At 38.0% G+C, this 14,656-nt stretch carries 9 protein-coding genes; 4 read left to right on the top strand and 5 right to left on the bottom strand.

Annotation, left to right across the window (positions count from 1 at the left end):
• Nucleotides 1–180 precede the first annotated feature (180 nt).
• From EFD62_RS03535 to rpsO, 3 genes are all read right to left on the bottom strand, one after another.
• Nucleotides 181–1,440 carry a M16 family metallopeptidase gene (locus tag EFD62_RS03535; protein ID WP_128705740.1) on the bottom strand — a complete coding sequence of 420 codons (1,260 nt, stop codon included), beginning with the start codon at nt 1,438–1,440 and terminating at the stop codon, nt 181–183.
• A gap of 105 nt (nt 1,441–1,545) precedes the next feature.
• Complete coding sequence (locus EFD62_RS03540) at nt 1,546–3,657, bottom strand: polyribonucleotide nucleotidyltransferase (RefSeq protein ID WP_128705741.1); 2,112 nt, start codon at nt 3,655–3,657, stop codon at nt 1,546–1,548.
• 220 nt (nt 3,658–3,877) lie between these two features.
• Nucleotides 3,878–4,141: a 30S ribosomal protein S15 gene (gene rpsO / locus EFD62_RS03545; protein ID WP_069194043.1), complete on the bottom strand. Its 264-nt coding sequence runs from the start codon at nt 4,139–4,141 to the stop codon at nt 3,878–3,880.
• Between the two features lie 257 nt (nt 4,142–4,398).
• Here rpsO and EFD62_RS03550 point away from each other — a divergent pair, with 257 nt between their 5' ends.
• The 3 genes from EFD62_RS03550 to EFD62_RS03560 all read left to right on the top strand — a co-directional run bounded on the left by EFD62_RS03550 (nt 4,399) and on the right by EFD62_RS03560 (nt 5,615).
• Complete coding sequence (locus EFD62_RS03550) at nt 4,399–4,656, top strand: spore coat associated protein CotJA (RefSeq protein WP_128705742.1); 258 nt, start codon at nt 4,399–4,401, stop codon at nt 4,654–4,656.
• 12 nt (nt 4,657–4,668) lie between these two features.
• Complete coding sequence (locus EFD62_RS03555) at nt 4,669–4,914, top strand: spore coat protein CotJB (RefSeq protein WP_069194045.1); 246 nt, start codon at nt 4,669–4,671, stop codon at nt 4,912–4,914.
• Nucleotides 4,915–5,003: 89 nt separating this feature from the next.
• Nucleotides 5,004–5,615, top strand: a complete 612-nt coding sequence (locus tag EFD62_RS03560) for a manganese catalase family protein (protein WP_069194046.1) — start codon at nt 5,004–5,006, stop codon at nt 5,613–5,615.
• A gap of 125 nt (nt 5,616–5,740) precedes the next feature.
• On the opposite strand, the gene EFD62_RS03565 is transcribed toward EFD62_RS03560, so the two are convergent.
• Both EFD62_RS03565 and celK read right to left on the bottom strand, forming a co-directional pair.
• Nucleotides 5,741–9,397 carry a glycoside hydrolase family 9 protein gene (locus tag EFD62_RS03565; protein ID WP_069194047.1) on the bottom strand — a complete coding sequence of 1,219 codons (3,657 nt, stop codon included), beginning with the start codon at nt 9,395–9,397 and terminating at the stop codon, nt 5,741–5,743.
• 528 nt (nt 9,398–9,925) lie between these two features.
• Nucleotides 9,926–12,580, bottom strand: a complete 2,655-nt coding sequence (celK, locus tag EFD62_RS03570) for a cellulose 1,4-beta-cellobiosidase (protein ID WP_128705743.1) — start codon at nt 12,578–12,580, stop codon at nt 9,926–9,928.
• Nucleotides 12,581–13,502: 922 nt separating this feature from the next.
• Between celK and EFD62_RS03575 the strand changes: the two genes are divergently transcribed.
• Complete coding sequence (locus tag EFD62_RS03575; RefSeq protein WP_069194049.1) at nt 13,503–14,537, top strand: hypothetical protein; 1,035 nt, start codon at nt 13,503–13,505, stop codon at nt 14,535–14,537.
• Nucleotides 14,538–14,656: the final 119 nt, after the last annotated feature.

Raw genomic sequence — 14,656 nt, forward strand, 5'->3', positions numbered from 1 at the left:
AAGAATTTCAAATAAAACCTCTTTAGTTTTGCATTATGAACCGATTTATGGTGACTTAGTATATCTTATGTACATTTGAATTTATAAGTGCTTGTTTAATTACAATTAAGCTTTGGGCATCAACGCATTAAAAAAGCCTCGAAACCAATTAAGTTTTTGGCTTCGAGGCTTTTTTAATATTCAAGCATCGATCATTTTACTAATATCTATTTCTTTTTTTATGTTACCCACTATCGAAAAACTGATTCTATTCAAACAGAAAATATTCTTAATAATCTGTTCGACTCTTTCTTGATTTATTGCATCAATCTTATTTAATATTTCATCCGGAGTATATATAGTATCCATGAGGACCTCTGACTTTCCTATACTGTTCATCCTGCTGCTGGTACTCTCAAGTCCAAGTATATAGTTACCCTTGAGCTGTTCTTTGGATTTGATAAGCTCATCCTTAGAAATGCCTTCTTTTAAAAGAATCTTAATTTCTTTTATTATAAGGTCTACAACCTTTTCCAAATGCTCAGCATTCATTCCGGCATATATCGTAAACAGACCTGCATTTCTATAGGATGATGGGTATGAGTATATAGAATACACCAATCCCATTTCCTCCCTAATTTTCTGAAACATCCTTGAACTCATTCCACCGCCCAGTACATTATTTACGGCCAGTAGAGGATATAATTCATCACTTCCATGGGCAATACCCTGAAATCCCATACATATGTGTATTTGCTCTGTATCCTTAACCTTGATTTTAGAATCTACTTTAAACTTTGCAGCTTCAATATCTTTACTATCTTTGCCATTACTCTTCCAAGCGCCGAATTTTTCCCTTACACTATCAATTATCCTATCCTCTTCAAAGTTTCCGGCAACAGCTATGACTGTATTCTCCGGCAAATACCTCTCTTGCATGTAGGCTCTGATTTTATCTTTATCAATGTGAGAAAGGGTGTCACAAGTCCCTAAAATGGGAAATCCAAGGGAATTATCCTTCCATACCGTTTCCGACAAGATATCATGCACCAATTCCTCCGGCGAATCCTCATACATCCCAATCTCTTCTAAAATCACTTTCTTTTCAATATCTATATCCCTATGCTCAAATCTGGAATTAAAAAACATATCCGAAAGAACATCCAATGCAATATCAGCATGAGAATCAAGGGTCTTTGTATAATAGCACGTACATTCCTTTCCTGTAAACGCGTTAAGTTGACCTCCAATGCTATCAATGCTGTCAGCAATTTCTCTAGCACTCCTATTATAAGTCCCCTTAAAAAGCATATGTTCAATAAAGTGAGATATCCCGTTATTGGCTAGAGTTTCATTCCTTGAACCAGTTCCAACCCAGATACCGATAGAAACAGATCTAAGATAAGGAATTTTCTCACAAACAATCCTGATACCGTTTTCTAACTTTACACGTTTATACATATAACCTCCATGTTTTATATATGAAATTAAGTAAGGCGCAAATGTTACAAAATTCACGCCTTACTTTTTAAAATTAATATATCTCTAAAACAGTAGCGTTAAGCATCAGGAATTCTTATTATCCCCTTCGCCTTCCATTGCATCCTTCCTTGAAAGATTTATACGTCCCTGCTTGTCGATTTCCATAACCTTGACAAGTATCTGATCACCGACATTTACTACATCCTCAACCTTTTCGACTCTCTTTTTATCCAGCTTGCTGATATGAACGAGGCCTTCTTTTCCTGGGAGGAATTCTACAAAAGCACCAAAAGATGTAACCCTCATAACCTTACCCATAAAGACCTGTCCCGGTTCAATATCCTTTGCAATTCCCTCTATCATGGTCAGAGCCCTTTTACCGGCTTCCGAATCGGAACTGAATATATAAACCTTTCCGTCGTCATTAATGTCTATTTTTACCCCAGTTTCGTCAATTATCTTGTTTATCATTTTACCGCCAGGACCTATTACCTCTCTGATTTTATCAGGATTTATTGAGGTTGAAATAATCTTCGGTGCATACCTGGACATTTCTTTCCTTGGTTCTGGTATAGCCTTCAACAATACATTGTCAATAATATGCAGACGTCCATTCCTTGTAAGCTCAAATGCCTGCTTTATAATTTCTTCGGTAAGTCCGTCCACCTTTATATCAACCTGAATAGCAGTTATCCCATCCTTTGTTCCTGCCACCTTAAAGTCCATATCGCCAAAGAAATCCTCTATGCCCTGAATATCCATAAAGGTCACAAACCTGTCCGGATTATTCTCGTCAACAACCAAACCGGCAGAAATTCCCGCAACCGGTTTTTTGATAGGTACACCTGCGTCCATAAGCGCCAGAGTACTTCCGCAAACACTTCCTTGAGATGTGGATCCGTTTGACATAAGCACTTCGGATACAACCCTTATCGTATATGGAAATTCTTCTTCTCTCGGAATCACAGGTTCCAACGCTCTTTCTGCAAGGGCTCCGTGCCCAATTTCTCTTCTTCCGGGACCTCTTGAAGTCTTGGCTTCACCCACACTGTATCCGGGGAAGTTATAGTGATGCATATATCTTTTTGTTTCTTCAGGGTCGATACCATCCAGTATCTGAACATCTCCCATAGCACCTAATGTAACGCTTGAAAGCACCTGGGTCTGTCCTCTTGAGAAAAGACCTGAGCCATGGACTCTAGGAAGTAACCCTACTTCAGCAGATAGAGGCCTTATTTCGTCAAGTCTCCTTCCATCAACTCTTTTGCCTTCTTCCAAAATATATTCCCTTACGACTTTCTTTTCCAGCTTGTACATTGCCTCTTTGATGACTGATTCCATCTCAGGGAATATCTCGGCAAAATGCTCTGTTGCTTCCGTAGTAAGTGCCGTAATATTATCATCTCTTACCTGCTTGTCCACAGCAAGTACGGCTTCTCTCATCCTGTCATAGGCAAATTCTTTGACAGCACTAAATATTTCCTCCGGAACTTCCGCAGATTCGTATTCAAATTTAGGCTTACCGATTTCCTTTACAATTTCATCTATAAACTCAACAATTCTTTTTATCTCGTCATGGCCTTTTTTGATAGCATCCAGAATCATTTCATCAGGAACCTCATTTGCTCCTGCCTCTATCATAACAATCTTATCCCTTGTACCTGCCAAAGTAATATACATCTGGCTTTCTTCTCTCTGTTTTTCATTAGGGTTTATAATTACTTCACCGTCAATAAGACCCAGTATAACTCCTCCAACAGGGCCTTTAAACGGTATATCTGAAATTGACAGAGCTATAGAAGATCCCAGTAAAGCAGCAATCTCAGGAGAGTTATCCTGATCAACGGACAATACGGTGTTTACAATCGCCACATCATTCCTTAAATCCTTTGGAAATAAAGGTCTTAACGGTCTGTCTATAACCCTGGATGTAAGTATTGCCTTTTCCGACGGTTTACCTTCTCTCTTGATAAAACCTCCGGGAATCTTTCCTACAGCATACAACCTTTCTTCATAATCCACACTCAAAGGGAAAAAGTCAATTCCTTCTCTGGGTGCTGCCGAAGCGGTAGCTGTTGACAGTACAACGGTATCACCATACCTAATCAATGCCGAACCATTTGCCAGTTGAGCAAGCTTTCCAGTCTCAACAGTAAGTTTTCTACCAGCTATCTCCATGCTGAAAGTTTTTTGCATTATACAATCCTCCTCTTACTTAAACCACAGACTGTAGGATGTAGATTCTACAGCAAAAGCTTCTTTTCTTCTTTTGCAGCACAATCTACCTTCTACTGTCTGCAGTTTATAATCAGTTTTATTTTTTATTCTTCACGCTTATTTTATTATTCCAGATTATGCATTGTATTAATAATAATTATATCATAATACAAAAAAGCGGATTACTCCGCTCTTTTTATTATTTTCTAAGATTTAACTTTTCAACAATTGCACGATATCTTTCGATGTCAACTTTCATGAGATAATTTAATAAGCCTCTTCTGCGTCCAACCATTTTAAGAAGTCCTCTTCTTGAATGATGGTCTTTTTTGTGAACCTTTAAATGCTCGGTAAGGTGATTGATTCTTTGTGTAAGAATCGCAACCTGTACCTCTGGTGAACCGGTATCTGTTTCATGAAGCTTATAATTGTTGATTACCTCTTGTTTAATTTCCTTTTGCATTATAAGTATCCTCCTTTTCTTAAATCCCTATGGCTAAGTAAAGGGTCGGAGTTACCCTAAACTGAGCTCATAGTTATATTTCCCTCAAACATTCTAACATACTAACTAGATACTGTAAAGAATGAATATTAAAAATTTATCAATAAATATTATACCCTTTTTATCAGTTGGAATATTAAAGAACTTTTTACTTCTTATTAGAATATTATGTTAATGAAATGTTCAACCATAAAATTGCTAATTTGGAGGGAATAAAAATGATGCAATATCCGAACTGTAACTCAGGTATGCAAGTGCCTTCATGTAATCAGGGCACGATGCAGCCCTATCAAGCAAAAAGCATGATGCCTAATGCAAAAATCCATTGCATGCCAATGCTTCTGGCACATGCTTACGTTCCATTTCAATGCATTGGCTGTATATTTCCGCCAATGAAGGGTCTAGATGCCGGAACAATATTTCCCGAACTATACAGACCTTATGGAGTGGACCCAGAATACACTGTAGATGCCTAAGGAGGTGAAAACATGAATCCAAACCAAGCTAAACTCCTAAAAGAAGTAATGGCTGCCGATTTTACGCTCATTGATTTGAACCTGTATCTAAATACGCACCCCTATGACCAAAATACCATAATTCTCTTTAACAACTGTGCTCAAAGAGCTAGAATGCTCCGAAACGAGTACGAGAGATTGTATGGTCCGTTGACTGCCCAAAACTCCACCACTAAATGTCCATGGCAGTGGATAAACAGCCCTTGGCCGTGGGAGTAGTTCTTAGAGCATATGCAATATCGGCTTTATGGCCTTGGTAATAAAATTTATTTTTTGTATTTTGATGATTATCCCGAGGAGGTAATAAAATGTGGGTTTATGAAAAGAAACTGGAATATCCGGTAAGAATTAAGACACCAAATCCCAAAATGGCAAAATATATTATTTCTCAATACGGCGGACCTGATGGAGAACTTGCTGCTTCTCTGAGATATCTAAGTCAGAGATTCAGCATGCCGACAAATGAAGCAAAAGGAATTTTAAATGACATAGGAACCGAAGAATTAGCGCATCTTGAAATGGTTGGCACCATAGTACATCAGCTCACAAGAGGCGTCCCCGCAGATGTACTCGAACGCGCAGGACTTGGTGCTTATTACACAGACCATGACCACGCTATCTATCCCATGAGCGCTGCAGGAACTCCCTTTACTGCAGCTTATATACAGTCAAAGGGTGATCCTATCGCCGATTTACACGAAGACCTGGCTGCTGAGCAAAAAGCCCGTGCCACTTATGAAAATCTTATAAATCTAGCCGATGACCCCGATGTAATTGACCCGTTAAGGTTTTTAAGAGAAAGAGAAGTCGTACATTTCCAGCGTTTCGGTGAAGTTCTTAGAATTGTGCAGGATAAGCTTGCCGAAAAACCTTACTATGTGAAAAAACCCGATTGCATGAATCCCGTATTTAAAAGATAACTCACTCTATTCCGGGAAACAAACTAAAAATATAAACTTACTATAAATTCCCTAATCATAAAAAGGACCGGCTGTAACCGGTCCTTGATAAACAATTTCAGACTAAATAATTTCACATTATCTTATTATATTGGCAATTCTTTTATAATCTTAGTAAGGTATCTCTTTAATATTGTTACATCTGTTGAGGTAACTTTACCGTCTGTATTTACATCAGCATTCTCAAGATTAATCTCTACATTCATTTTCAGAAGATGTCTCTTCAATACTGTAAGGTCAGTTGAGGTAACTTTACCATCATCATTGCAGTCACCATAAATTATTTCCGGCTCAATTATTATTCCTCCGGGTGGTGTTCCCCAAACAAGCTCACCATTCTTATACAAGGTAACCTTATCATAATCTTGGAAAGCTTTTATAGTCGGGTCAAAGGAATAGTCGTTTGACTGATCATGTACCGAGTTGTCTGCATATCTTATAACAAACTGTATTTCTCCGGACTGGCCGCCAGCAGGAAGCTTGACATCCTTGAATTCCAACTGCAGGTAATGCTCATCACCCGAACCACCAAAGGATGGAATAAGATTTCCGGATCCAACAGGTGTATAGTAGCAGTTAAACTGAAGCTGAGAATTAGCCTCTTTAGTAAAGTAGTATCTTAACACCAAATCCTTTAATGAGTAATCTCTATTGCCGGTGTTAACAATATTGAATTTACCCTTAATTTCCTGATTGGATGCCTGTGTACCGTCACACATATACTGTACTTTTACATCCCTTGCCTGCTTTACAAATATCTTCACAGAATCAGGTGACGAAGCTGCATTGTCATCATCATATGCAATTACACTTATTTCGTGGTCACCTTCTACAGCCTTCCACTCATATTCAAAAGGTGCTTCCTTGTCCGAACCGATTACTTTTCCATCAACAAGGAAATCAATCCTTGAGATCTTACCGTCAGAATCACTACCTGTTGCTGTAATCTTCAAAAATTCATTCCCGTAAGCAACAACATTTGATTTAGGTGCAGTAAGTTTTACTGTAGGCTTTACAATTACCTTTACCAGTATAGAAGTTATCGGTGACTCAATTCTCCTTCCATCGGAGAGAACTGCAACAGCTTTAAGGTCATATGCACCAGCTGCAGCTGCAGTAATTTTTGCTGTGTAAGGAGCACTTGCATCACTGGAAATAAGTGTATCTCCATTATAAAACTCTACTTTACTTACAGTGGTATCAGCTTTAACGCTTGCACTTATATTAACGTCTTTACCGGCTTCATACCTTTCTCCTGCAACAGGTGAATCGATAGTAACCTTTTCAGTTTCGCTGCCGGTGTTCTGCTCATCAAGATAAGCTGTAATCCATGAGAACGGAGCGTTCCAGTTAACAGTTATTTCATTGGTTGACCATGAGTCTGTATGGTCAATAAAGCACTTCTGCGGAGGTGTGTCCTTCTTAACAGCAGCATTTATTGTCGGGTCTTCAAAACGGGAGTTCGGTCCTCCTGAAATTATACCTGGAGGTGGAGCCGGCCATTTGCTGCTTGTTTGTGGAGTCCAGAATCTGTCATGGGGATTTGTAAGTGGACGTTCACCATATCCTGTTACATAAGACTGATCCATTGCATTTCTTCCCAACAGGTAGCTCATGCTATCCAATATTCCATCAAAGTATTTAGAGTCACTAGAGAAGTCACGTGCATATGCCATAACTATCATTTGATTCAAAAGAAATGAGTTCGAACCCCAAGGATAACCGCCCCTCTCATCCTCAGCCTGTTTGATTGGCAGTCTGTAACCTTGGTCTTCAATATTAGCAAGCCATGCATCCGCAGCTTTCATTATATTATTTTTTGCCTTTTGAATTTCTGTAGCAGGTAAACCATTTTCAGCCAATGCAAGAGTAATGGTACCTAATCCCTGAGTAGTTCCCCAAGTGAAGCATCCCCACAATCCATCATCTTCGTTGGTACCTTTCATCATTGCAGGCATTTCGAGGTAATGAGGTGACTTCATCAAATATTCTTTATATTCGGATTTACCTGTTGTTGCATAAAGCTCGCAGGCTGCCCAATAGAACTCATCTCCAGTATAGTCGTCATTGTATGGACCACCACCCGGGCCACCGCTTCCAGGGGTGTACTCAGCATAGATCTCAGGATTCTTTAATGCTGCTTGCCATGCTATTTCAGCCTTTTCCAAACAGTCAGCTGCAAACACCGGATCAAATTCTTCCCAGAGACGAGCACTCTGTGCTAAAGTTGCAGCAAAGTTAAGAGTTGCTGCCGTACTTACAGGCCTCAAATAACGTTCTTGAGAATCTTCATGAGGCAACATACCCAACGCTGTCCATCTAAAGTCATGAATCTTATGATGCACCATTCCGGCTATAGAAGGATCTTCTTTTTCGGTAACCTGCATCTTCTTAAAGAACTCAATCTCCCATCTTGCTTCATCAAGAATATCAGGATAACCGTTATTTTGCTCAGGAATATTCATTCCGCCGTCTTTATACGGTCCCCAGTTATCAAGTCCGTTAATTTTTGCTCTTTCATACATGTTCATCAATGTCCAAACAGCTATACCACCGTTTACAACATATTTTCCATGGTCGCCGGCATCATACCAACCACCAGTTACATCTTTCGAATAACTCTTTTGAGGTAATCCTGCATACTCATCGCTCTGTGGCCATGTAGGAACACTTGTATCTCCGGTATTCGGATCAATACCAATATGTCCTGCAGGTCTAGTCCACTGTTCGCCTCCAGCATATGGCATCTCAATAGCAATACCACTTCTCTTGTGATAGAAGAAGGATAGAGCATCATATTTCATCTGGGTATAAATATCATCACGAATATCAAAAGGATGGCTGTAATTTGTTACTGTATTTACAGTTGGAAGTTCAAACCTATAACCAATTCCCTGGGTGGTAAAATCAGAGAAATCAATCCAATGTACATTATCCTGAGAGTCTTTATCAAGACCCTTTGGCTCTGTAACACCTTCCATAACTACAACACCTGCTGCATTCAAAAGCTGCCATTCTACCGGCTGTTTTGAATCGCATAATACTGTAGCAACCTTCTTGCCTTGTGGCAGGTATCCCACCTGATTAACACGTACATCAGGTTGTTTGAGTTCATCAACTACAGGTTTTGAATACTCTGCATCATAAAGGGATACATCGTCAAGGTATACTGTATATGGAGGAGTTCCTGCTAATTCACCACCCAAATGGAATGTAAATTCGCATGCATCATCTGATGGGTCTTCCATAATAAATGTTTCGTCAATCTCCAACACTTTTCCTGCTGTTAGTGAGTATGGACTCCACTTGTTGTTCCAATATTCCTCATAAGGATAAGCCATCTGTCCTATTTTAATATAAGCTTTACAGGACACTTCTGACCAAATCTTAAGCCTTACCCTATATGTATGACCCTGTTCAAGGGCAATACCACGGTGTCTCATCTGAACACTCCACTTGTTTTGACCTTTGTCAAGGACAGTAAGGGCAAATGCTTTGTTACCGGGTTGTCCCGGAACATCAACTACATCAAAGGAACATTTTCCTCCACTATCCTCACATGTATGCCATGGAAAGCAAAGTCCTTCATCAAAAGTCCTCTCGTATAATAGGTCGTTTTTATAAGGTGGTAGATTCGGAGAATTGTCTTCACCCGCATATACTGATACTGATGTCGTCGGCACTAGAAATGTCAATAAAACTGTTAATAAGACAGCAAAGCAGATTGACCTTCTAAATTTCATATTCTTCCCTCCCATTAATAATTAGCTGCAATTAGAAAATGAAGCATTCACATTACATTTGCAATTCAAACCAGCTAAAATAGGTTTATCACCCTTCTTATGAGTTCACCTCCTTAATAGCCTAATTATTTATTAGTTTGAAAAGCTCTATGAAGCCCCAATCTAAACAAGTTAATAATATAAATAACAAATAAATGAGTATTTAATAGCATAAAAGGCACTTGCTTTAAAGATTTGATAGGTATAATAGTACAGATGAATACTAATAGATTGTGTTAGACATAAAGCAAAACAACACAATCTCCTAACTGAGATAATATCTGGATTTGTAGCATTCCTAATGTAAGCATGCTATCTACTGCCTATATTTTAAATATATAAATATTAACTGAGAATGTCAAGTATTTTTTGAGAGAATATTCATGGTTTTCTTTATATAGAGCAAGTGTGGTCTAGCTTTGCCGGAAGTACCATATATAAAAAGGACCGGCAAAAGCCGATCCTTTGAAATTCATCTGAAATTATTTATTATAATGGTAATTCTTTTATAATCTTAGTAAGGAATCTCTTTAATATTGTTGCATCTGTTGATGTAACTTTACCGTCTCTATTTACATCAGCATTATCAAGATTAATATCTACGTTCATTTTCAGAAGATGTCTCTTCAATACTGTAAGGTCAGTTGATGTAACTTTGCCATCTCCATTGCAGTCACCATAAAGAACATTATGAGGTGGATCAATATCTCTATCCTCATCAAGATAAGCTGTAACCCATGCAAACGGAGCATTCCAGTTAACAGTTATCTCATTGGTTGACCATGAGTCAGTATGGTCAAAGAAGCACTTCTGTGGTGGTACAGACTTGTTAACAGCAGCATTTATTGTCGGGTCCTCGAAACGAGAGTTCGGACCACCGGAAATTATACCTGGAGGTGGTGATGGGAATTTCTTACTTGTCTGAGGAGTCCAGAACCTGTCATGAGGATTCAAAAGCGGACGCTCACCGTATCCAGTTACATAGCACTGATCCATTGCGTTTCTTCCCAACAGATAGCTCATACTATCCTGTATTCCATCAATGTATTTTCCGTTTGATGTGAAGTCATATGAATACGCCATAACTATCATCTGATTCAGAATAAATGAGTTTGAACCCCATGGATAACCGCCTTGCTCACTCTCAGCCTGTTTGATAGGAAGTCTATAACCCTGATCTTCAATATTAGCAAGCCATGTATCTGCAGCTTTTGTAATATTAGATTTTGCTTTTTGAATTTCTGAAGCTGGCAAACCATTCTCAACCAATGCAAGGGTAATAGTACCTAATCCCTGAGTAGTTCCCCAAGTAAAGCATCCCCACAATCCGGCATCTTCGTTCGAACCACCCATTAGTGAAGGCATTTCAAGGTAGTGAGGTGAATTCATCAGATATTCCTTATATTCGGATTTACCTGTTGTTGCGTAAAGCTCGCAGGCAGCCCAATAGAATTCATCTCCAGTATAGTTGTCATTGTATGGTCCACCACCAGGGCCACCGCTTCCAGGGGTGAACTCAGCATAAATTTTAGGATTCTTTAATGCTGCTTGCCATGCTATTTCAGCTTTTGCCAAGCAGTCAGCTGCAAACGTTGAATCAAACTCTTGCCAGAGACGAGCACTCTGTGCTAAAGTTGCAGCAAAGTTAAGAGTTGCAGCCGTGCTTACTGGTCTTAAGTAACGATCCTGTGGATCTTCATGAGGCAACATACCCAACGCTGTCCATCTAAAGTCATGAATCTTATGATGCACCATTCCAGCTATAGAAGCATCTTCTCTTTCGGTAACCTGCATCTTCTTAAAGAACTCAATTTGCCATCTTGCTTCATCAAGGATATCCGGATAACCGTTGCTCTTCTCAGGTATGTTCATTCCACCATCTTTGTAAGGTCCCCAGTTATCAATACCTCTAATTTTTGCTCTTTCGTACATGTTCATCAATGTCCAAACAGCAATACCGCCATTTACAACATATTTACCATGGTCACCGGCATCATACCAACCACCGGTTACATTCTTTGTATAACTCTTTTGTGGTATTCCTGCATATTCATCGTCCTGAGGCCATGTAGGAACACTTGTATCTCCTGTGTTTGGTGCAATACCAATATGTCCTGCAGGTCTAGTCCACTCTTGCTTTCCTGCATATGGCATCTCAATAGCAATACCGCTTCTCTTGTGATAGAAGAATGCCAAAGCCTCAAACTTCATCTGAGAATAAATATCATTTCCAATATCAAAAGGATGGCTGTAGTTTGTATCAGTATTTACATTCGGAAGCTCAAAATAATAACCAGTTCCTTCTGTAGTAAAGTCAGAAAAATCAAGCCAGTGCACTTTATCCTGTGAATCTAGGTCAAGTCCCTTTGGTATTGTATTACCTTCCTTAACAACTTTACCTGTTGAGTCAAGAAGACGCCATTTAAGAGGGCTGGTTGAATCGGTTACAACAGTCGCAACCTTCTTTGCACTTGGCAAATATCCTACCTGATTAACACGTACATCAGGCTCAGGAAGTATTGCTACTGGAGGCTTTGTATAAGAAGCATCATAAAGAGATACATCATCAAGGTAAATATTGTATGGTACCCCTGCAGCCAATTCTCCACCTACATGGAATGTAAACTCACATGTATCATCAGTAGGCTTGTCCATTGTAAAGGTTTCTTCAACTGTAAGTTTCTGTCCTCCTGCTGGAACGGAAAATGGATTCCAGTTGTTGTTCCAGTATTCGGCATAGGGCTCACCCATTTGACCTATTTTAACGTACACTCTACAAGCTTTATCTGCCCAAACTGTGAATTTTATCTTGTATGTATGCCCCTGTTCAAGGGTTATACCTCTGTGTCTCATCTGAACACTCCACTTGTTTTGTCCCGGGTCAAGGACTGTTAAGCGGAAAGCTCTGTTTCCAGACTGTCCAGGAACATCAACAACTTGGAACTGACACTTTCCACCGCTGTCTTCACAAGTATGCCACGGAAAGCAAAGACCTTCATCAAATATTCTTTCATATAAAAGGTCGTTTCCATAAGGCGGCAAATGCGAAGCATTATCTTTTGTGGCAAAAACAACTGATGGCAACATCATGGACAGCACAATTGTAAAAACAATAGCTGCACATATTGTTTTTCTAAAATTCATAACCTTACCTCCCATTAATTAATATAAAGCATTAGAAATTGAAGCTTTTCTCTGCATTCATTACAATATTCTTTATTAATTAACAATGTAGAATATTATAAAAATGCAACAACTTATTAAGTCAGCATCAAACCAATAAATATTGGGTCCTATAGCCCTATAACAAGAGTACACCTCCTTTATAGTGTTTTTATTTATCAGTTTGAAAAAGCTTTAAGCTCCACTCTAAACAACGTAAATAAAAAATGCTTATAAAAAATTAAGTATATGCTAAATACGGAGTATTTTTTTGATAGATTGAGTATTGGTTAATAAATAGGAAAACTACTTTAAAGATAAATAGATGTATTAGTACGTACAAATCAAACTATAAAAACTCTATTAAAAACTATCAAAAATATCAATTGTATATACTTTAAATATATTGTTATATGATGTAAATGTCAAGTGTTTTTTTCAATTTCGATTTGAAAAACAAAGTGGCAACAGCGTCAAAGCCAAGCCCCAACTATAAGGAACCTTAATAAAATTGCAATAAAATATCGGTAGACATAATATGTATTTACATCATAACAGTATGACATACTATGCCCCAATATAAATTATTCTTAGTTTTCATATCAATTAAGTTATTTTTAATAATTAACTCAAAAATAATGTACTATACGCTAAATATATGGTATAATTATCAATAAGCAAAAATTGCTCTATAGAATTTCAACGCTGAATCCGACGATATTTTAATTACACCACCTCTTCCCCGCACTAATTATATCTCTGGCAATATACTTGCTTAAAAGACAGTGTTGTTATTATCATACAGATATATGTTTTACTTGATATTATATTTGTTTTTGATGTTATCATCTTATCTGCGGGCACTGTGTAAAAAACCCAATGATTTTTTAAAGGAGTGATTTGTATGGGTAATAAGAAAGACATCAACTTATTACCGGAAGAATACCGTTTGGCATCATCAAGGCCATCGCCGGAGAAACGAAAGGACGATGGAGGAATTAAAGAAGTTGGGAATAGCATTAAAGGTCTTATGGATATGATATCATCAAAGGTATCTTCTGTTCAGAATGAAAAAGTTAGTGACGTTAATTTAAATATGTCAAAAAGCCTTAAAGATAATCTTCCTGAGAATATGTCTCAGAATTCCGAGAAAGCCTCAGGTTTGCTTTACTCTCTGAAAAAAGCCAGACTTAGAAATCTGGAAGGTATATTAAATCTTGACAAAAAGGATCTGGTAGTATCCAGCAAGTTTAACTATGTGTATTGCACTGATTTTGGGAAGGTTGTCATTGTTGACAAAGATACTGACGGCCATCCTAAAACTGTAACTATAAAAGACTCAGATAATCTTTCCGTTAAGACTATCAAGTTCCATAATGCGTGCCCATTTCTTTACCCGAAGTATGATGAGCGCAGCCTGCCCGAACAGATTATACACATGGACAAGAATGAAATCTGGTACCTGTCTGACTCAGAAGCTATAATTGTCACCTTCAAGAATGACATTGCTGATTTTCTTAAAATAAGTCTTAGCAGTTTCGAGCAGAATAGCAATCCAAAAGTTATTTTGAATTATTTAGAATGTTATAAATTTCTCTATCAAAATAAAAAGGTAAAAGATCTGCTGTTAGAAGAACGGAAAATTAAAACCGATGATATTATAAGGGTTCAATCCCATTATGCATTGTACAAGGAAGGCAGCAGTATCTACAGGGTTCTGCTGTTTGACGAGCTAAAAAACATATCCAATGAATTTACATTGACAGAGCTTCCAAATGTCAATGAAGAAGCATGGGATGTTCTATTTACAAATGAGATTTATGAATATGTAAAGGAAAACGACTATTCTTTCAGCAATTTCAGGCAAAACAATGACTATATTGAATACTGGCAGAACATCGGTTCAAAAAGTGTATGTGTTATGAGATGTAAAATTTAAAAACAAAAGAAAAAGTCTGATAAGCGAGTTAAAATCAGACTTTTTTTATGCATTCATTATAGAAAACCTTATATGTTACTTCAATAAATGTATATTACGCTCATCTTGGCCCTTTATAG

The organism is Acetivibrio mesophilus (assembly GCF_004102745.1).
Taxonomy (GTDB): Bacteria; Bacillota; Clostridia; order Acetivibrionales; family Acetivibrionaceae; genus Hungateiclostridium; species Hungateiclostridium mesophilum.